The following is a 20,704-nucleotide window of genomic DNA, read 5'->3' on the forward strand; positions in this document are numbered from 1 at the left end:
GATCCTGCACTTACGCTAGCCAGCGAGTCCACTTTTGGAGTCAATCCAGACATATCTCAACAGTCTTTTCATAATTCCTCCATTTTTGCGAGGCGTTCCCTCACTAAACTAGTATCATTTCGCGAAACGTTTCAGGATGAGATAGCTAAATAATGAAAGGCAGTCACACACTTCGTTGGGCAACCGCCCTGGCGGTGGTCATCGTTGCCGGCGCCGCATACTGGTTTTGGCAGGGTCGTGATACGGCGGGTGAAACGCCTACGGCGGCGGCCGGGCACGGTGCGCCTGCTGCGGGCGGCCGTCACGGCCGCTTCGGCGCCCCCCTGGCGCCGGTCCAGGCGGCTACGGCCACCAGCGAATCGGTGCCGCGCTATCTCAGCGGCCTCGGCACGGTCACCGCGGCCAATACGGTCACCGTGCGCAGCCGCGTCGACGGCCAGCTGCTGGCGATCCACTTCCAGGAAGGCCAGCAGGTAAAAGCCGGCGATCTGCTGGCGGAAATCGACCCCAGCCAGTTTAAAGTCGCGCTGGCGCAGGCCCAGGGACAGCTAGCCAAAGATCGGGCGACCCTTGCCAACGCCAGGCGCGACCTTGCCCGCTATCAGCAGCTGGTCAAAACCAACCTCGTTTCGCGCCAGGAGCTGGATACCCAGCAGTCGCTGGTCAGCGAAACCAACGGCACGATTAAAGCCGACGAAGCGGCGGTGGCCAGCGCCCAGCTGCAGCTCAACTGGAGCCGCATCGTCGCGCCCATCGACGGGCGCGTCGGCCTGAAGCAGGTGGATATCGGCAACCAGATCTCCAGCGGAGATACCACCGGTATCGTGGTATTAACGCAAACCCAGCCGATCGATTTAGTCTTCACGCTGCCGGAAAATGACATCGCGGCGGTGGTTCAGGCGCAGAAGGCAGGTAAAGCCCTGCCGGTTGAGGCCTGGGACCGCACCAACAAGCAGAAAATCGCCAGCGGCGCGCTGCTCAGCCTGGATAACCAGATTGACGCCACCACCGGCACCATCAAGCTGAAAGCCCGCTTCAGCAACCAGGACGACGCGCTGTTCCCCAACCAGTTCGTCAACGCCCGCATGCTGGTGGATACCGAACAGAATGCGGTGGTGATCCCTGCCGCCGCCCTGCAGATGGGCAACGAGGGCCACTTCGTATGGGTGCTGAACGCCGACAATAAGGTCAGCAAACATACGGTGACGCCGGGTATTCAGGATAGCCTGAAGGTGGTCATTAGCGCCGGGCTTTCCGCCGGCGATCGTGTGGTCACCGACGGTATCGACCGCCTGACCGAAGGCGCGAAGGTTGAGGTCGTCGAGCCGCACAGCGCATCCGCCGCCGCGCCGGAAAAAGCCACCAGCCGCGAATACGGCAAAAAAGGAGCGCGCTCCTGATGCAAGTCCTACCGCCGAGCAGTACGGGCGGCCCTTCCCGTCTCTTTATCATGCGCCCGGTGGCCACCACGCTGCTGATGGTGGCTATCCTGCTGGCCGGGATTATCGGCTACCGCTTCCTGCCGGTCTCGGCGCTGCCGGAAGTGGATTATCCGACCATTCAGGTAATCACCCTCTACCCTGGCGCCAGCCCTGACGTGGTGACCTCCGCAATCACCGCGCCGCTGGAGCGCCAGTTTGGCCAGATGTCCGGCCTCAAGCAGATGTCGTCGCAAAGTTCGGGCGGCGCCTCGGTGGTGACCCTGCAGTTCCAGCTGACGCTGCCGCTGGACGTCGCCGAGCAGGAGGTGCAGGCGGCGATTAACGCGGCCACCAACCTGCTCCCCTCAGACCTACCTAATCCGCCGGTCTACAGCAAGGTGAACCCGGCCGATCCGCCGATTATGACCCTCGCGGTCACCTCTTCCGCCATTCCGATGACCCAGGTGGAGGATATGGTGGAAACCCGCGTGGCGCAGAAAATCTCCCAGGTCTCCGGCGTCGGCCTGGTGACCCTCGCCGGCGGCCAGCGTCCGGCGGTGCGCGTGAAGCTCAACGCGCAGGCGATTGCCGCCCTCGGGCTGACCAGTGAAACCATCCGCACCGCGATTACCAGCGCCAACGTCAACTCAGCGAAAGGCAGCCTCGACGGCCCTTCGCGGGCGGTGACGCTCTCCGCGAACGACCAGATGCAGTCGGCGGAAGAGTATCGCCGGCTGATCGTCGCTTACCAGAACGGCGCGCCGATTCGCCTCGGCGACGTCGCTACCATCGAGCAGGGCGCGGAAAACAGCTGGCTGGGCGCGTGGGCGAACAGCCAGCGGGCGATCGTCATGAACGTTCAGCGCCAGCCGGGAGCGAATATTATCGCCACCGCCGACAGCGTGCGCCAGATGCTGCCCCAGCTGACCGAAAGCCTGCCGAAGTCGGTCAAGGTGCAGGTCCTTTCCGATCGCACCAACAACATTCGCGCCTCGGTGAGCGATACGCAGTTTGAGCTGATGCTGGCGATCGCCCTGGTGGTGATGATCATCTACCTGTTCCTGCGCAACGTCCCGGCGACCATTATCCCCGGCGTCGCCGTGCCGCTCTCGCTGGTGGGCACCTTTGCGGTGATGGTGTTTCTCGACTTCTCGATTAACAACCTGACGCTGATGGCCTTAACCATCGCCACCGGCTTCGTGGTCGATGACGCCATCGTGGTTATCGAAAACATCTCGCGCTATATCGAAAAAGGCGAAAAGCCGCTGACCGCCGCGCTCAAGGGCGCCGGCGAGATCGGCTTTACCATCATCTCGCTGACCTTCTCGCTGATTGCGGTGCTGATCCCGCTGCTGTTTATGGGCGATATCGTCGGCCGGCTGTTCCGCGAATTTGCCGTCACCCTGGCGGTGGCGATCCTGATCTCCGCCGTGGTGTCGCTGACCCTGACGCCGATGATGTGCGCGCGGATGCTGAGCCACGAATCGCTGCGTAAGCAAAACCGCTTCTCCCGCGCCAGCGAACGCTTCTTCGAGCGGGTGATTGCCGCCTACGGCCGCCTGCTGAGCCGGGTGCTGAACCACCCGTGGCTGACCCTCAGCGTGGCGCTGGGCACCCTGGCGCTGTCGATTATGCTGTGGGTGTTTATCCCGAAAGGCTTCTTCCCGATCCAGGACAACGGCATTATTCAGGGCACGCTGCAGGCCCCGCAGTCGGCCTCTTTTGCCAGCATGGCGCAGCGCCAGCAACAGGTCTCGGCCCTGATCCTCAAGGACCCGGCGGTGGAGAGCCTGACGTCGTTCGTCGGCGTCGACGGCACCAACCCGGCGCTGAACAGCGCCCGGCTGCAGATCAACCTCAAGCCGCTGAGCGAGCGCGACGACCGCGTCCAGACGGTTATCTCTCGCCTGCAGCGCTCGGTGGACGGCATTCCGGGCATCGCGCTCTATCTGCAGCCCACCCAGGATTTGACCATCGATACCACCGTCAGCCGCACGCAGTACCAGTTCACGCTGCAGGCCAACTCGCTGGATGCGCTCAGCAACTGGGTTCCGCAGCTGCTGACCCGCCTGCAGGCGCTGCCGCAGCTCTCCGACGTCAGCAGCGACTGGCAGGATAAAGGCCTGGCGGCGTACATCAACGTCGACCGCGACAGCGCCAGCCGCCTTGGGATCAGCATGGCCGATGTCGACAATGCGCTGTACAACGCCTTTGGCCAGCGCCTGATCTCAACCATCTATACCCAGGCCAACCAGTACCGGGTGGTGCTGGAGCACGACACCCAGGCCACGCCGGGGCTCGCCGCGCTCGACGGCATTCGCCTCACCGGCAGCGACGGCGGCATCGTGCCGCTGAAATCGATCGCCACCGTTGAGCAGCGCTTTACGCCGCTGTCGATCAACCACCTCGACCAGTTCCCGGTGACCACCATCTCCTTTAACGTCCCGAACGGCTATTCCCTCGGCGATGCGGTGGAGGCGATTCAGGCCGCCGAACAGGCGCTGGATTTACCCACCGATATCCGCACCGAGTTCCAGGGCAGCACCCTTGCCTTCCAGTCGGCGCTGGGGAATACCGTCTGGCTGGTGGTCGCCGCGGTGGTAGCGATGTATATCGTCCTCGGCGTGCTGTATGAGAGCTTTATCCATCCGATCACCATTCTCTCCACCCTGCCGACCGCCGGCGTCGGCGCCCTGCTGGCCCTGTGGCTGGCCGGCAGCGAGCTGGACGTGATCGCCATTATCGGCATCATCCTGCTGATTGGCATCGTCAAGAAAAACGCCATCATGATGATCGACTTTGCCCTCGCCGCCGAGCGCGAACAGGGCATGCCGCCGCGCGAGGCGATTTATCAGGCCTGTCTGCTGCGTTTTCGCCCCATTCTGATGACCACCCTGGCGGCGCTGCTCGGCGCGCTGCCGCTGATGCTGAGCACCGGCGTCGGCGCGGAGCTGCGCCGCCCGCTGGGGATCGGCATGGTTGGGGGCCTGATGCTCAGCCAGGTGCTGACGCTGTTTACCACCCCGGTCATCTATCTGCTGTTCGACCGCCTGTCGCTGTACCTCAAAAGCCGCTTCCCACGGCGTGAGGAGGAGGCGTAAATGAAGTTTTTCGCCCTCTTCATTTACCGCCCGGTGGCGACGATTTTGATTTCGCTGGCCATCACCCTGTGCGGCATTCTCGGCTTCCGCCTGCTGGCGGTCGCCCCGCTGCCGCAGGTGGATTTCCCGGTGATAATGATCAGCGCCTCGCTGCCCGGCGCCTCGCCGGAAACCATGGCCTCCTCGGTGGCGACGCCGCTGGAGCGCTCTCTCGGGCGCATTGCCGGGGTCAACGAGATGACCTCCTCCAGCTCGCTGGGCAGCACGCGCATTATTATGGAGTTCAACTTCGACCGCGATATCAACGGCGCCGCCCGCGACGTGCAGGCGGCGATCAACGCCGCGCAAAGCCTGCTGCCCAGCGGCATGCCGAGCCGTCCAACCTATCGCAAGGCCAACCCGTCCGATTCGCCGATCATGATCCTGACGCTCACCTCGGATACCTACTCCCAGGGCGAGCTGTACGATTTTGCCTCCACCCAGCTGGCGCAAACGATCGCCCAGATTGACGGCGTCGGCGACGTTGACGTCGGCGGCAGCTCCCTGCCCGCGGTGCGCGTGGACCTCAATCCGCAGGCGCTGTTTAACCAGGGCGTGTCGCTGGACGCCGTGCGCACGGCGATTGATAACGCCAACGTGCGCAGGCCGCAGGGGGCGCTGGAGGACGGCAGCCATCGCTGGCAGATACACACCAACGATGAGCTGAAAACCGCTGCGGAGTATCAGCCCGTCATCGTGCACTACAGCAACGGCGCGGCGGTGCGTCTTGGCGACGTTGCCAACATCAGCGATTCGGTACAGGACGTGCGCAACGCCGGGATGACCAACGCCAAACCGGCAATTCTGCTGATGATCCGCAAGCTGCCGGAAGCCAATATCATCCAGACGGTGGACAGCATTCGCGCGCGCCTGCCGGAGCTGCAGAAAACCATTCCGGCGGCGATCGATCTGCAAATCGCCCAGGACCGCTCCCCGACGATCCGCGCCTCGCTGGAGGAGGTCGAACAAACGCTGGTGATTTCGGTGGCGCTGGTGATCCTCGTGGTGTTCCTGTTCCTGCGCTCCGGCAGAGCCACGCTGATCCCGGCGGTGGCGGTGCCGGTATCGCTGATCGGCACCTTTGCCGCCATGTACCTCTGCGATTTTAGCCTCAACAACCTGTCGCTGATGGCCCTGACCATCGCCACCGGCTTCGTGGTGGATGACGCCATCGTGGTGCTGGAGAATATTTCCCGCCACCTTGAGGCGGGGATGAAGCCGCTGCAGGCGGCGCTGCAGGGAAGCCGGGAGGTGGGCTTTACGGTGCTGTCGATGAGCCTGTCGCTGGTGGCGGTCTTTTTACCTCTGCTGCTGATGGGCGGCCTGCCGGGGCGTCTGCTGCGCGAGTTCGCGGTCACCCTGTCGGTGGCGATTGGTATTTCGCTGGCGGTGTCGTTAACCCTGACGCCGATGATGTGCGGCTGGCTGCTGAAAAGCGGCAAGCCGCACGAGCCCACGCGCAACCGCGGCTTTGGCCGCCTGCTAGTCGCCATTCAGGGCGGCTACGGCAAGTCGCTGAAGTGGGTGCTGAGACACAGCCGAATGACCGGCCTCGTCCTGCTGGGCACGATTGCCCTTAGCATCTGGCTCTATATCTCAATTCCGAAAACCTTCTTCCCGGAGCAGGATACCGGCGTGCTGATGGGCGGCATTCAGGCGGACCAGAGCATCTCCTTCCAGGCGATGCGCGGCAAGCTGCAGGACTTTATGAAAATCATTCGTGAAGACCCGGCTGTGGATAACGTTACCGGGTTTACCGGCGGCTCGCGGGTCAACAGCGGAATGATGTTTATCACCCTTAAATCCCGCGACCAGCGCCAGGAAACGGCGCAGCAGATCATTGACCGCCTGCGGAAAAAGCTGGCGAAGGAGCCGGGAGCGAACCTGTTCCTGATGGCGGTGCAGGATATCCGCGTCGGCGGACGTCAGGCCAACGCCAGCTACCAGTACACCCTGCTGTCGGACGACCTGGCGGCGCTGCGCGAGTGGGAGCCTAAAATTCGCAAAGCGCTGGCGGCGCTGCCCGAGCTGGCTGACGTCAACTCTGACCAGCAGGACAACGGCGCGGAGATGGACCTGCTCTACGATCGCGATACCATGTCGCGCCTCGGCATCAGCGTGCAGGACGCCAACAGCCTGCTCAACAACGCCTTCGGCCAGCGGCAGATCTCCACCATCTATCAGCCCCTTAACCAGTACAAGGTGGTGATGGAAGTTGACCCGGTCTACACCCAGGACGTGAGCGCGCTGGATAAGATGTTCGTTATCAATAGCGAAGGCAAACCGATCCCGCTCTCCTACTTCGCCAAATGGCAGCCGGCTAACGCCCCGCTGTCGGTGAACCATCAGGGGCTTTCGGCGGCCTCCACCATCTCCTTTAACCTGCCGACCGGTAAATCCCTGTCGGAAGCCAGCGACGCCATCAACCGCGCCATGACCCAGCTCGGGGTGCCGTCCAGCGTCCGCGGCTCGTTCGCCGGCACCGCGCAGGTTTTCCAGCAGACCATGAATTCGCAGATCATTTTGATTCTGGCGGCGATTGCGACGGTCTATATCGTGCTGGGGATCCTCTACGAAAGCTACGTGCATCCGTTAACGATCCTCTCCACCCTCCCCTCGGCGGGGGTCGGCGCGCTGCTGGCGCTGGAGCTGTTCGGCGCGCCGTTCAGCCTCATCGCGCTGATCGGAATTATGCTATTAATTGGAATAGTGAAGAAAAACGCCATCATGATGGTCGACTTTGCGCTGGAGGCGCAGCGTAACGGCAACCTGCCGCCGGAAGAGGCTATTTTCCAGGCCTGCCTGCTGCGTTTTCGCCCGATTATGATGACCACCCTCGCGGCGCTGTTCGGCGCGCTGCCGCTGGTGCTATCCGGCGGCGACGGCTCGGAGCTGCGCCAGCCGCTGGGGATTACCATCGTCGGCGGTCTGGTGGTGAGCCAGCTGCTGACCCTGTACACCACGCCGGTGGTGTATCTGTTCTTCGATCGTCTACGGCTGCGTTTTTCCCGAAAAGCCCGGCAACCGGTAAGCGAATAATATGACCGACCTCCCGTCCAGCGTGCGCTGGCAGCTATGGATAGTGGCATTCGGCTTCTTTATGCAGTCGCTGGATACCACCATCGTGAATACCGCCCTCCCCTCGATGGCCAAAAGCCTCGGGGAGAGCCCGCTGCATATGCATATGGTTATCGTCTCCTACGTGCTGACGGTGGCGATTATGCTGCCCGCCAGCGGCTGGCTGGCGGACCGGGTGGGAGTGCGCAATATCTTTTTCAGCGCCATTATCCTCTTCACTCTCGGATCGCTGTTTTGCGCCCAGGCCAATACCCTCGACCAGCTGGTGCTGGCCCGGGTACTGCAGGGCATCGGCGGCGCCATGATGGTGCCGGTAGGCCGTCTGACGGTGATGAAAATCGTCCCCCGCTCGCAGTATATGGCGGCGATGACCTTCGTCACCCTCCCCGGCCAGGTCGGGCCGCTGCTGGGTCCGGCGCTCGGCGGCGTGCTGGTGGAATATGCCTCCTGGCACTGGATTTTTTTAATCAATATTCCGGTCGGCATTATCGGCGCTATCGCCACGCTCTCGCTGATGCCGAACTACACCCTGCAGACGCGGCGCTTTGACATGCTCGGTTTTATCCTGCTGGCCGCCGCCATGGCGACGCTGACCCTCGCCCTTGACGGCAAAAAGGGCCTCGGCATCTCTCCGCTGCTGCTGGCGGCGCTGGTGGCCATCGGCATCGCCTCCATCGGGCTCTATCTGTGGCACGCGCGGGGCAACGACGGGGCGCTGTTCAGCCTCGACCTGTTTCGCAACCGCACCTTCTCCCTCGGGCTCGGCGGCAGCTTTGCCGGGCGCATCGGCAGCGGCATGCTGCCGTTTATGACCCCGGTATTCCTGCAGATTGGCCTCGGCTTCACGCCGTTCCACGCCGGCCTGATGATGATCCCGATGGTGCTCGGCAGCATGGGCATGAAGCGCATCGTGGTGCAGGTGGTGAACCGCTTTGGCTACCGCCGGGTGCTGATCGTCGCCACCGTCGGCCTGGCGCTGGTCAGCCTGCTGTTTATGGCCGTCGCGCTGGCGGGCTGGTACTGGCTGCTGCCGGTGGTGCTGTTTTTACAAGGCATGATCAACTCCAGCCGCTTCTCGTCAATGAATACCCTGACCCTGAAGGACTTGCCGGACCCGCTGGCCAGCAGCGGCAACAGCATGCTGTCGATGGTGATGCAGCTGTCGACGAGCATTGGCGTAACCATCGCCGGCATGCTGCTAGGGATGTTCGGCCAGCAGCACCTCAGCGCCGATGCGGCGACCGCGCATCAGGTCTTTCTCTACACCTATCTGAGCATGGCGGTCATTATTGCGCTGCCGGCGCTTATTTTTTCCCGCGTGCCGGATGACATCGAAGGCAATACCGTCATCGCCCGCCGCAAAAGGAGTGAACCGTGAAGTTTTGGCGTCCCGGCATTACCGGCAAACTGTTTCTCGCCATCTTCGCCACCTGTATCGTGCTGCTGATCAGCATGCACTGGGCGGTGCGTATCAGCTTTGAGCGCGGATTTATCGACTACATTAAGCGCGGCAACGAGCAGCGGCTGACGATGCTCGGCGACGCCCTCAGCGAGCAGTACGCCCAGCACGGCAGCTGGAAGTTCCTGCGCAACAACGACCGCTTTATTTTCCAGCTGCTGCGCACCTTTGAGCGCGACAACGACGACCGCTCCCCCGCCGGCCACGGCCAGGGACCCGGGCCTGACGGAGAGCGCGGACCAGGCCCGGATCGCGGCCCGCCGCCGGACAACGGGCCGCGCGGTCCCGGGCCGGATATGCCTCCGCACGGCTGGCGGACGATGTTCTGGGTGGTGGATCAGAATGGCCGCGTGCTGGTCGGCCCGCGCGAGCCGGTGCCTGAAGACGGTACCCGCCGCGAGATCCTCGTTGACGGCGCCGCGGTGGGGGCGGTCATCGCCTCGCCGGTGGAGCGCTTAACCCGCAATACCGATATCAACTTCGATCGTCAGCAGAAGCGCACCAGCTGGCTGATTGTGGCCCTGGCGACCATCCTCGCGGCGCTGGCCACCTTCCCGCTGGCGCGCGGCCTGCTGGCGCCGGTCAAGCGGTTGGTTGAGGGCACCCATCGCCTCGCCGCGGGGGATTTCTCCACCCGGGTCACCGCCAGCGGCGGCGACGAGCTTGGCCGCCTGGCGCAGGATTTTAACCAGCTCGCCAGCACCCTTGAGCGCAACCAGCAGATGCGCCGCGACCTGATGGCGGACATTTCCCACGAGCTGCGCACGCCGCTGGCGGTTCTGCGCGGCGAGCTGGAGGCCATTCAGGACGGAGTACGCAAATTCACCCCGGACTCCATCCCTTCCCTGCAGGCGGAGGTCGCCACCCTGACCAAGCTGGTTGACGATCTGCACCAGCTGTCGATGTCGGACGAGGGCGCGCTGGCCTATCAGAAAACCTCCGTGGATATCATCACCCTGCTGGAAGTCGCCGCGGGAGCCTTCCGCGAACGCTTCGCCAGCCGCGGGCTGGAGATCGGCGTATCGCTGCCGGAAAGCGCGATGATTTTCGGCGACGGCGATCGCCTGATGCAGCTTTTCAACAACCTGCTGGAAAACAGCCTTCGCTACACCGACAGCGGCGGCAAGCTGCTGATTAGCGCCGCGCAAAGCGGCCGGATGCTGATCGTCGACTTCGCCGATAGCGCCCCTGGCGTCAGCGACGCCCAGCTGGAGCGCCTCTGCGAACGCTTCTACCGCGCGGAAGGCTCGCGCAATCGCGCCAGCGGCGGCTCCGGCCTCGGGCTGGCTATCTGCGTGAATATCGTCGCCGCCCACGGCGGCACCTTACGGGCCGGCCATTCGCCTTTTGGCGGGGTTAGCATTAAAGTAGAGTTACCTCTGGAACGCGATTTACCGAGAGACGTATGACTGAATTACCTGTTGATGAAAACACTCCGCGTATTCTTATCGTGGAAGATGAACCCAAGCTCGGCCAGCTGCTGATCGACTATCTGCTTGCCGCAGGCTACGCGCCGACGCTGATTAACCACGGCGATCGGGTGCTGCCCTACGTTCGCCAGACGCCGCCGCACCTGATCCTGCTGGATCTGATGCTGCCGGGCACCGACGGCCTGACGCTGTGCCGCGAAATTCGCCGTTTCTCCGACGTTCCGGTGGTGATGGTGACGGCCAAAATTGAGGAGATCGACCGCCTGCTGGGGCTGGAGATCGGCGCCGACGACTATATCTGCAAGCCCTACAGCCCGCGCGAAGTCGTGGCGCGGGTGAAAACCATCCTCCGCCGCTGCCGGCCACGCCCGGAGCTGCAGGCGCTGGATGCCGACAGCCCGCTGATCGTCGATGAAGGACGTTTTCAGGCCTCGTGGCGCGACAAGCTGCTGGATCTCACCCCCGCCGAGTTTCGCCTGCTGAAAACGCTCTCCCAGGAGCCGGGAAAAGTGTTCTCGCGCGAGCAGTTGCTGAACCATCTCTACGATGATTATCGCGTGGTCACCGACCGCACCATCGACAGCCATATTAAAAACCTGCGCCGCAAGCTGGAGTCGCTGGACGCCGAGCAGTCGTTTATCCGCGCCGTCTACGGCGTCGGCTACCGCTGGGAGGCGGACGCCTGCCGGCTGGCATAGGCCGCCGGATGCCGTTCTGCCCGCGCTATTACCCGCCTGCTGGCGGGTGATTTTTTTGTGAAAAACGCCTCCGGCGCTATCGCCCATATAGCGCCGACGAGTCCGCACAGCAGGAGCATTTGCTGCCATTGACCCGGCGCAGGCGGCGGGAAAGGGTTTACCTGCCTGCCCCACGGCGCTACAATGCCCGCCCTTAATGTGGGGACACTCCCCAACTCGCCCACCAGCTGCGGCGAATCTGACCTGTCATCAGAACGAGAAAATCATGTTTAAACCGGAACTCCTTTCCCCGGCGGGAACGCTGAAAAATATGCGTTATGCTTTCGCCTACGGCGCAGATGCCGTTTATGCTGGCCAGCCGCGCTACTCTCTGCGCGTGCGCAACAACGAATTCAACCACGAAAACCTGCAGCTCGGCATCAACGAAGCCCATGCGCTGGGGAAAAAGTTCTACGTGGTGGTGAACATCGCGCCGCATAACGCCAAGCTGAAGACCTTCATTCGCGATCTGCAGCCGGTAGTGGAAATGGGGCCGGATGCGCTGATCATGTCCGATCCGGGCTTAATCATGCTGGTACGGGAAAACTTCCCCGAGATGCAGATCCACCTCTCGGTCCAGGCCAACGCCGTCAACTGGGCAACGGTAAAATTCTGGCAGCAGATGGGGCTCAGCCGGGTCATTCTCTCGCGCGAGCTGTCGCTGGAAGAGATTGCCGAAATTCGCAGCCAGGTGCCGGAGATGGAGCTCGAGATTTTCGTTCACGGCGCGCTGTGCATGGCCTACTCCGGCCGCTGCCTGCTCTCCGGCTATATCAACAAACGCGATCCGAACCAGGGGACCTGCACCAACGCCTGCCGCTGGGAATATAACGTCCAGGAAGGCAAGCAGGACGACGTCGGCAATATCGTCCACAAGCATGAGCCGATCCCGGTACAGAACGTTGAGCCCACTCTTGGGATTGGTGAGCCGACCGATCGGGTATTTATGATTGAAGAAGCCAAGCGTCCGGGCGAATATATGACCGCCTTCGAAGACGAGCACGGCACCTACATCATGAACTCGAAGGATCTGCGCGCCATCGCTCACGTTGAGCGCCTGAGCAATATGGGCGTGCATTCGCTGAAAATCGAAGGCCGCACCAAGTCCTTCTACTACTGCGCCCGCACCGCGCAGGTCTACCGCAAAGCGATCGACGACGCTGCCGCCGGCAAACCGTTTGACGAAAGCCTGCTGGAAACCCTCGAAGGGCTGGCCCACCGCGGCTATACCGAAGGCTTCCTGCGCCGCCATACCCACGATGATTATCAGAACTACGAGTACGGCTACTCTCTGTCAGAGCGCCAGCAGTTTGTCGGGGAGTTTACCGGTGAACGTAACGGCCAGCTGGCGGCGGTGGCGGTGAAGAACAAATTCACCCTCGGCGACAGCCTTGAGCTGATGACGCCGCAGGGCAACGTCAACTTCACCCTCGAGCATATGGAAAATGCCAAAGGCGAAGTGATGCCGGTCGCCCCCGGCGATGGCTACACGGTCTGGCTGCCGGTACCGGAAGATATGGTGCTGCAGTACGCCCTGCTGATGCGCAACTTCGCCGGCCAGAGCACCAGAAACCCGCACGGCAGCTAGTTTATCAGGGTTATTTTTTCAGGATGCACGGATATTAGAAACGGATCACATACCGTTTCGCTTAAAGTCGTTATCATCCATTTCGCTGAAAAACATAACCCATAAATGCTAGCTGTACCAGGAACCACCTCCTTAGCCTGCGTAATCTCCCTTACGCGGGCTTATTTTTTTGTTTTAACCTAATGAAATAAATGGAATTATTTCTTTCAATGACCGCACATTGGCTACATCGCATCTATAAGCCCCGCATTTCGGGGCTTTCACTTTGCTCGCATCCACGGGATAGATTGCTGGCCTGATGGTATCGGGTGCAGCAGAGCTAGCCCTACTTCATCAGGGAAATGATAAAACGCTTTACCGTCTCAGTGGTAACAAACGTGCAACTGCAGTTGATGTTCGTATACTGATGATCACGCTTAACCACCTCAGAAGCCCACGACCTCAGGTACTCCCGCACCGCCCAAACCCGCACGCTACAGCTACATGCCCAAGCGGTGTAAATAAATGCACAAATGTATTCTGGGACGCAGGTGCTTTCTCCGTGCTTAACGGGTTGTTTTTAATGCAGACGCATCAGTAACCTGACTCCCTATCAGAACTGATAAAAACAAATACGAAATGATACAACCTAGTAACGCCTGACTCTCATGAAAGAAATCTGGGGGAAAGCCCCCAGACCTTCTAAATGTACTAGTCAATCAAGAAGAGCCTTAACCTTGCTCACTAAATTGTTGCAGTAGTCTTCATTTTGCCGCGCCCAAAGGCTTAAAAATGCGCCTCGAATGATCACCTCTGAAACGAAACCTAACTCCATGCCGATTTGATTAAAAATAAGATGAGGATCTCGATTCGTTCTTGAAATAGATTCTACCACTGCTCTAACTTGTGCCTGAGATTCTGGGGGCAATTGGCAAGAAACTGTCAGTATTGCCAATATACTATCAATATTACTTAGTATATCATCGAATACACTACGCTCAGGTTGAGTCCCCGGCAGTCTAAAGATACCATTTGCATCACTTTCAACCTGAGATGAGTCGCCGTCAATAATGCAAAGAGATTTAAATTTAATTGAAGGGTTTGCAGTATGGGACTTATGGATAGATACAGCATTTCCATCACCTGCGACGGCATGCACTTCTAATTGGTCATAGTCGCTCTTTAATCTTTCTCTAAGAATTGTATCAATCCAGCATTTAGCAAATTCATCCTCAACAAAAATTGCCAATTTTTTATCAACTCTACCAGATATAGCCCTTAAAGATTCAACTGTTAACCTTCCCTTCCTTAAACGCCCGTCGATACATGCCCATATTGCCTCTTGTGGTAAAGGCATTAGAGCATAATCACTATGAGTGGTAAAAACAGCCTGTATAGATTTACGTTTAGCAACATCGATTAAATACTCAACCATTCGTCTGGTTGCTACCGGATGCAACCCATTTTCAATTTCCTCAATCAGAACCAAACTGTTATCAGATGCATTTTCTATCTCAGAGACCATTCTTATAATTGATGATTCGCCTGCACCAAAGTGGAATTCAGAATAACGATTACCATTGCTATTACCGACAAAAAACTTCTCATCATGGCCAATATCTGTGACATTAAACCCAGACACATCCTTGCCTAGGATGTGTTCAATCTGCTTAGCAACGCTTGCACTCAATGTTGATAAACTACCGGTATGCTGGTAAGAGGAGCGAGTTAGTTTTTTATATTTTGTCTTCTCGCCGGCAGGAACGGTCCGTTCAATACCAAAGAAATAAACATCTCGCGATACTACTTCATCCCTCGCCCATTTAGCGCTTCTAAAGCTGCTAGTTCTACGGACCGTCTGCCGCGTATTAATACCTTTGTCAATTATCTCGTATTCAACCTTCCAACCAGCCATGCTCTCATCACCAATTGCGCTTTTGGGAAAGAAAACACTAGGTTTTATTTCTTTATAAGCACACCCTGCAACACCGAGAACAGAGGACTTACCACTCCCATTAGGACCAACCAGAGCAGTTACCGGAAATTCAAAAGAAATATCTTCCCCCGAAAACCCGCGAATTCTTCCAATTTTTGCTTTTAACAGATACTTCCCATAATTGTTCTGTCTAACCTTTTCTAATAACTCATTCACTGTTGACGCTCTGATCTCACTCAAACTCTGTGCCATCTAAAAACCCTTCTTGATAAATGTCATTAACCAACAAACAGCAATCAGAATACTCTTATATTACTACTCATTCAGCGTAAAATCACATCCCAATGATCATGGGTGTGATAGTTGTATACTTTGCCGCCAAAACAGACTTTCGCCCCTCGCGTAAGTACCTCAACCTCCCACCGTTTGGGGAAAATCCCTTCCAGAGCCAAATCGAAACGAATCTTCGCTACGTGCTCCTTGTCGGCTCTGGTCATCCTGGATGATGGCGCCCGCTCGCTTGTTTTGAGCGGCACATTGTTTCTTTACCGGTGATTTTTATGAGATGCACCAGCTTTTAACGTGCAGTTAAACACCTTCACGACGTCAGACTCATTCCAGCCGATCATCCCCATGTTCAATCCGATTCAATACCGCGGGTGGGCTTTCCACCGTTATTGGCAGGACTCCGAGGCACGGTGAGTAATAAACCAAATTCCCCCTTATCGGCAGTAGAACGAGCAGCTCCGACACACTCGTTAAACTCCCAAGTAATGCTGATATAACGAGGTCGTTTGTGCCGCTCGCGATAAGCGCCCAGCCGCTCCGGCCACAACGGCGCCCTCCCGCCAGCCCACTAATGACATGTTTTTATCCATCATTCATTAGACAGATAATTATAATTACCTCAATTAAATGATAATGAGAACTATTTGCATTTGATTCAACGGAAGCATAAACTGCCACTCTTTATTTTTTTAGCGTTTTAAACCGGTAATTAACCATCTACTGGTTTTTCATCACTAACATTGTTTGATTTTCGATATCTTTTTAAAAAATAAGGAAATTTTATGGGAAAACGCGCCTTAATTCTCACCTTGTCGACGTCGGTTTTTACCGGCTCGACGCTGGCGGAGGGAAAAATGACAATGAAGAAATTATGGTTGTTTCATCTACGGGGACCGCTGAAAATACCCTCTCCGGATCTGATTTAAACAGATTCAGAGGTATTGCCAATGCAGATATTTTTTCCTCTGAAACCTATATCCAGTCAAATAATATGCGAAACGAGGCGGGTTCGATCGATCCCGGAATCAGGGGACTGCAGGGTGAAGGCCGCGTCCCCGTGTTTATTGACGGCTCGCTGCAGTCGACCCACACCTCAAGAGGCTATCAGGGAACCAGCGACAGAACGTACATCGATCCTGATTTAATCAGTAATATCACCATCAGCAAAGGGGCCTCACAGAATAACAATGCCTTTTCATCCGGCGCCATCGGTGGGGTAATAAATATAAAAACCCTCACCACCGAGGATATTATCAACCCCGGCAATAACTACGGCTTACTTCTTAAGCTAAGAACGTTCAATAACAATAAAAAGCCTGATATCCCCGATGATTACGCGGAGCAGAGCTATTATCAGCTGACGGACAAGCCCCGCGGGTATGATTTCCGAAACGGCTCCGCCACGCTGGCCTTTGGCTTCAGAGACGATAGCGTTGACACCGTAGTTGCCTATAGTAAAAGATCCACCGGGAACTATTTTTCCGGGAAAAATGGCTTTAAAAAATTCAAGGATCCGGTGGTATTTAAAAATGAAGAGGTCGTAAACACCTACTTTGAAAGCGAGTCATTTATTTATAAGCTGGCGCTCAACGCGAATGACAATCATCACTTCAACCTTGCCTACCGCAACCATCGTCAGCAGGCCGGCGAAACGCTGGCTGCCTACTGGTATAAAAACGCCAACGACATTGATTTCGAGCCCCTGCCCGCGGGCGTGGAGTCCATGCCGCAATGGAAACCCGGCAGCGCAATTGTGAATGCCTACAGCGCCGGATATACCTATACCCCCGTTGACAACAGGCTGATTAACTTAAATCTTAACTACTGGCTAACCGATACAAACTTAAAGCAGTATAACGGCCTGTGGGCACTGGGGACCAATGCGCAACAGTATCTCCATGCCTATAGCAACAATAAAAACGGGATCGCCATTGTCAATGAAAGCCAGTTAAATATGCTCACGCTCCGCTACGGCTCGTCAACGCAAAAAGAGAAGCTGGCGCCGAAATCTGACGGTCTGACCCGCTTTACCGCCTACCCCACCTCGCGCCACGGTGAGAGAAGGGAAAATGCCCTTTTCGTCAACGGAATGATTGAGAGTGGCCCGCTTCAGGTCAATCTGGGGATTAACTATCATAATTCTGAGGCCAACGATTTTCAGACCAATCAAAGCGTAAAATATCAGGCGAAAGCGGACCTGAGTTCCGAAATAAGCTATGCGCTGACCCCAGGCACAACCCTGTTTGTGAAAGCAGCCAGAAACTACAGAATGCCGAGCCTGTATGAAACCACGGTATCAAATGAGATATTCAGCTATAACCCGGCGGATCCTATTGCGCCGGAAGTCTCCCTGCAAAAAGAAGTGGGGGTTAAGATACATCGCCCCGCTTTGCTCTCCACAGAGGATACGCTTGACCTCTCCCTCTCCTGGTTTAACAACAGGACCAATAACTTTATCTCTCCCGGAATAAAGGATAAAACCGCGGGGATGCCGGCATGGCAGGATAACTTCACGTTTATGAATTATGATAAACTCGATTTATCCGGCTTTGACTTTTCGCTTAAATACAACAGCGAACTGTTCTACTCTGCCATTTCCGCCACGCTGTATAGCAAAACAGCGGTGTGCTCAAACTACTATGCGCAAAAATATAACACCAGCAACTGTAATAACATGGGCTTCGCCTGGGGATTAACGCCCACCAGAATTCCCGCCAAACAAAATATCTCTGTAAATCTGGGGAAAAAATTCCTCAATGAAACCGTCGATGCCGGCATCAGATACCGATATCACTCGGCGAAAACCAACCCTGCAGGTTGGCTTGAGGGGACAGCAGCCAACCCGGTTATCGAAATTCCTTCCGGGTACCAAATTGATTTGTATGGAGAGTATGTTTTAAATAAAAATGCGACCTTTTTTGCCGCCGTTAATAATGTCACAGATCGGTATGATATCCAGCCCGGAGCGGTTATCAGCATGCCAGATCCCGGCAGAACGGTGATGCTCGGCGTTGACCTTCGCTTCTGATCGTCCCCCGGCAGAGGCGCTATCCGGGAAGAGGGCGATTTTTACGCCCTCTTCCCTGCCGATTATGCGCTATGAATATTTATCTTCAGGTTGCATGCACGCTGGCTTTGTTACCCGGCTCATACCTCGAAGAAGTCGACCTTACCGCCAGCAAGATGATACATGCTGCCAACCATTTTGATTTTCCCTTGTTCTTCCAGCTTTCTCAGCACCGGACTGTTTTTTCGAATATTTTCGATTGTCAGCTCGACGTTTTTCCGCGCCACGGCATCAACGAAGTCATAATTACTGCCAGTACGTTCGCCGCTGTACTCGGTTTTGGCGACGGCCGGTTTAATTTCATCCAGCAAGCCGGTCAGATTACCTAATTCAGCATTATCGATGGCCCCGCGGACGGCGCCGCAGCGGGTATGCCCCATTACCAGCACCAGCTTCGCACCGGCGACGGCGCAGGCAAACTCCATGCTGCCTAACATGTCGCGGTTGCTGATATTACCCGCGACCCGAGAGTTAAAGGTTTCACCGATCCCCGCATCGAGAATAATTTCCGCCGGCGCGCGCGAGTCGATACAGCTGAGGATCACCGCCGCCGGGAACTGCCCCGCCAGGCTGCTGCGCTTTTGCTGCAGATAATCGTGCTTAAGCGGGCGGTTTTCCCGGAAACGCAGATTACCCTGTTTAAAATGTTCAATCACCGCATCCGGCGTCATACCGTCGCGTTCCTCTTTGCTCAGCGATGCGGCAAAAGAGATCGTCGGTACCGATAAGGCCGCCAGCCCGGTGATGGACAGCGCGGAAAGCGCTAACGTCTGCTTCAGAATGGTACGACGTGAAGGTTCAGCTTGTTGGTTCTGTTTCATAATAACTCTCTATGGACCGGGTTATGCAAATTACGCAGATAATCTCCTGGTAAAGAACAACCAAACTAAAACCACAGGATATATAGAGATATTTTTTTGCCCTTTGTTTAAAAAACGACGTTCGCAGGGACGAGTTGTTAATATAAATAAGCCTTTTAAAAAGATAATTAACATAAATCGCACAGTTTAAAAACCGTGCGCAAATAAGGTGAGAAGCCATCGCCTCATGCCAGATTATCGGCCAGGAGCATTTGACCTGACGCTGACCCGTACGGTAGTCGCTTTCTCCGTGATATTCAGCCAGGGGCGACCATAGACGAAGTTAATATTTCCGCTCCCCTGCTGGACGCCTTTAAAGGTAAAGGTTCTTTCCACCGGGCAGCCCGTGGCTCGCTTACCGCAGCTGGCGGGCTGGCGATAATTCTCGGCGACCAGCATGACCTGTGCGGGTAAGGAACGTAGCATCCACTTGTAGCCGGTGCCCGGGATGTCCTGCAGCGTAACGGTAAACTGCTCCCCGCCGGATATACTCTTCTCCGTCACCGGCGCGGAGAGCGCCTGGAAGGAGAAAACCAGGCAAAATAACGCCATGCAGGTGTTCGTTACGTAGGTGAATGTGTTACGGGACATCCTCTTTTCCTTACTCTATCAATGGTCAAATTTACCCGCGCAATTCTGCCACTCCCGTGCAATCTATCACAGGACGAATACCGCGCTGGTTGAGCTACCATTGCAGAAAAAGGGGGACGCGGTTATCGATAACCCGATATCCGTGCCGTCAGGGCCGATAATTGACAAAATATCCATCCTGCGCTTCATACGGTACACTTCCTGCATCTTGTACAAAAAGGAAGCCATAACTATGCCCGTGTTTCCGTCCAGCTTACTGATCCTGAATGGCAAAGGCGCCAACGAGCCGCAGCTGCGCGAAGCGATAACGCTGTTACGCGACGAAGGCGTCGATATCCACGTCCGCGTCACCTGGGAAAAAGGCGACGCCGAGCGCTTCGTCGATGAGGCCGAACGGCTTAACGTCGGCACGGTGATTGCCGGCGGCGGCGACGGCACCATCAATGAAGTCGCCACCGCGCTGGTGCAGCGTGGCAGCAAAGCGGCGCTGGGGATCATCCCCCTCGGCACCGCCAACGACTTCGCCACCAGCGTCGGCATCCCGCAGGATCTTGCCAGCGCCCTCAAGCTGGCGATCGTCGGGCGCGATATGGCGATTGACGTCGCGCGGGTCAACGATAAAACCGGCTTTATCAATATGGCCACCGGCGGCTTCGGCACCCGGATCACCACCGAAACGCCGGAAAAACTTAAGGCCGCGCTGGGCGGCGTCTCCTACCTGATCCACGGCCTGATGCGCATGGATACCCTCAAGCCCGACCGCTGTGAAATCCGCGGGGAGAACTTCTCCTGGCAAGGGGACGCGCTGGTGATCGGCATCGGCAACGGACGTCAGGCCGGCGGCGGCCAGCAGCTGTGCCCGCAGGCGTTAATCAACGACGGGCTGCTGCATCTGCGCATCTTTACCGGCCAGGAGCTGCTGCCGGCGCTGTTCAGCACGCTGGCCAATCCCGACAACTCCCCTAACCTGGTAGACGGCGTGTCGTCGTGGTTTGAAATTACCGCCGCCCACGAGATGACCTTTAACCTCGACGGCGAGCCGCTGAGCGGCAAAACCTTCCGCATGGAAATTCTGCCCGGCGCCCTGCGCTGCCGGCTGCCGCCGGACTGCGCGCTGCTGAAATAATCCC

12 protein-coding genes are annotated in these 20,704 nt (G+C 57.4%); 9 read left to right on the forward strand and 3 right to left on the reverse strand.

All coding sequences use genetic code 11. The features are described from left to right. Positions 1 to 152: 152 nt before the first annotated feature. The 7 genes from EDF75_RS10150 (at position 153) to trhP (ending at position 12,853) form a co-directional block, all read left to right on the forward strand. Positions 153 to 1,400: an MdtA/MuxA family multidrug efflux RND transporter periplasmic adaptor subunit gene (locus EDF75_RS10150; RefSeq protein ID WP_133598990.1), complete on the forward strand. Its 1,248-nt coding sequence runs from the start codon at positions 153 to 155 to the stop codon at positions 1,398 to 1,400. Beyond that, the gene (locus tag EDF75_RS10155; RefSeq protein WP_133598992.1) at positions 1,400 to 4,522 is read left to right on the forward strand and encodes an MdtB/MuxB family multidrug efflux RND transporter permease subunit; all 3,123 of its coding nucleotides are present in this window, start codon (positions 1,400 to 1,402) and stop codon (positions 4,520 to 4,522) included. Before EDF75_RS10150 ends, EDF75_RS10155 begins: the two co-directional genes overlap by 1 nt. Beyond that, positions 4,523 to 7,600, forward strand: a complete 3,078-nt coding sequence (mdtC, locus tag EDF75_RS10160; RefSeq protein ID WP_133598994.1) for a multidrug efflux RND transporter permease subunit MdtC — start codon at positions 4,523 to 4,525, stop codon at positions 7,598 to 7,600. A 1-nt stretch (position 7,601) separates the two neighbouring features. Then, positions 7,602 to 9,017 (forward strand): MFS transporter, encoded by a 1,416-nt coding sequence (gene mdtD / locus EDF75_RS10165; RefSeq protein WP_133598996.1) that lies wholly within the window; start codon positions 7,602 to 7,604, stop codon positions 9,015 to 9,017. Continuing rightward, positions 9,014 to 10,507, forward strand: a complete 1,494-nt coding sequence (baeS, locus tag EDF75_RS10170) for an envelope stress sensor histidine kinase BaeS (protein WP_133598998.1) — start codon at positions 9,014 to 9,016, stop codon at positions 10,505 to 10,507. Before mdtD ends, baeS begins: the two co-directional genes overlap by 4 nt. Then, the gene (gene baeR, locus EDF75_RS10175; RefSeq protein WP_045855766.1) at positions 10,504 to 11,226 is read left to right on the forward strand and encodes an envelope stress response regulator BaeR; all 723 of its coding nucleotides are present in this window, start codon (positions 10,504 to 10,506) and stop codon (positions 11,224 to 11,226) included. The genes baeS and baeR overlap by 4 nt, the downstream gene beginning before the upstream one ends. A 265-nt stretch (positions 11,227 to 11,491) precedes the next feature. Then, positions 11,492 to 12,853 (forward strand): prephenate-dependent tRNA uridine(34) hydroxylase TrhP, encoded by a 1,362-nt coding sequence (gene trhP, locus EDF75_RS10180; protein WP_133598999.1) that lies wholly within the window; start codon positions 11,492 to 11,494, stop codon positions 12,851 to 12,853. A 694-nt stretch (positions 12,854 to 13,547) separates the two neighbouring features. Here trhP and EDF75_RS10190 read toward each other — a convergent pair. Beyond that, positions 13,548 to 15,020, reverse strand: coding sequence for an ATP-dependent nuclease (locus EDF75_RS10190; protein ID WP_133599007.1), 1,473 nt, complete (start codon positions 15,018 to 15,020; stop codon positions 13,548 to 13,550). 907 nt (positions 15,021 to 15,927) lie between these two features. On the opposite strand from EDF75_RS10190, the gene EDF75_RS10195 reads away from it, so the two are divergent. Beyond that, positions 15,928 to 18,084: a TonB-dependent receptor domain-containing protein gene (locus EDF75_RS10195; protein WP_133599009.1), complete on the forward strand. Its 2,157-nt coding sequence runs from the start codon at positions 15,928 to 15,930 to the stop codon at positions 18,082 to 18,084. A 119-nt stretch (positions 18,085 to 18,203) separates the two neighbouring features. On the opposite strand, the gene EDF75_RS10200 is transcribed toward EDF75_RS10195, so the two are convergent. Continuing rightward, complete coding sequence (locus EDF75_RS10200; protein WP_133599011.1) at positions 18,204 to 18,944, reverse strand: carbonic anhydrase; 741 nt, start codon at positions 18,942 to 18,944, stop codon at positions 18,204 to 18,206. A gap of 234 nt (positions 18,945 to 19,178) precedes the next feature. Beyond that, positions 19,179 to 19,574, reverse strand: coding sequence for a protease inhibitor I42 family protein (locus tag EDF75_RS10205; protein ID WP_133599013.1), 396 nt, complete (start codon positions 19,572 to 19,574; stop codon positions 19,179 to 19,181). A 232-nt stretch (positions 19,575 to 19,806) separates the two neighbouring features. Between EDF75_RS10205 and yegS the strand changes: the two genes are divergently transcribed. Continuing rightward, complete coding sequence (gene yegS, locus EDF75_RS10210; RefSeq protein WP_133599014.1) at positions 19,807 to 20,700, forward strand: lipid kinase YegS; 894 nt, start codon at positions 19,807 to 19,809, stop codon at positions 20,698 to 20,700. The last annotated feature ends 4 nt before the right edge of the window (positions 20,701 to 20,704 follow it).

The organism is Klebsiella sp. BIGb0149 (assembly GCF_004362605.1).
Classification (GTDB): domain Bacteria; phylum Pseudomonadota; class Gammaproteobacteria; order Enterobacterales; family Enterobacteriaceae; genus Klebsiella; species Klebsiella terrigena.

Bases quoted from the DNA above. Each gene is read 5' to 3' on its own strand.
- EDF75_RS10200 (WP_133599011.1), bottom strand. From the start codon at position 18,944: ATGAAACAGAACCAACAAGCTGAACCTTCACGTCGTACCATTCTGAAG.
- baeR (WP_045855766.1), top strand. From the start codon at position 10,504: ATGACTGAATTACCTGTTGATGAAAACACTCCGCGTATTCTTATCGTG.
- EDF75_RS10150 (WP_133598990.1), top strand. From the start codon at position 153: ATGAAAGGCAGTCACACACTTCGTTGGGCAACCGCCCTGGCGGTGGTC.
- EDF75_RS10190 (WP_133599007.1), bottom strand. From the start codon at position 15,020: ATGGCACAGAGTTTGAGTGAGATCAGAGCGTCAACAGTGAATGAGTTA.
- trhP (WP_133598999.1), top strand. From the start codon at position 11,492: ATGTTTAAACCGGAACTCCTTTCCCCGGCGGGAACGCTGAAAAATATG.
- yegS (WP_133599014.1), top strand. From the start codon at position 19,807: ATGCCCGTGTTTCCGTCCAGCTTACTGATCCTGAATGGCAAAGGCGCC.
- mdtC (WP_133598994.1), top strand. From the start codon at position 4,523: ATGAAGTTTTTCGCCCTCTTCATTTACCGCCCGGTGGCGACGATTTTG.
- EDF75_RS10155 (WP_133598992.1), top strand. From the start codon at position 1,400: ATGCAAGTCCTACCGCCGAGCAGTACGGGCGGCCCTTCCCGTCTCTTT.
- EDF75_RS10205 (WP_133599013.1), bottom strand. From the start codon at position 19,574: ATGTCCCGTAACACATTCACCTACGTAACGAACACCTGCATGGCGTTA.
- mdtD (WP_133598996.1), top strand. From the start codon at position 7,602: ATGACCGACCTCCCGTCCAGCGTGCGCTGGCAGCTATGGATAGTGGCA.
- EDF75_RS10195 (WP_133599009.1), top strand. From the start codon at position 15,928: ATGGTTGTTTCATCTACGGGGACCGCTGAAAATACCCTCTCCGGATCT.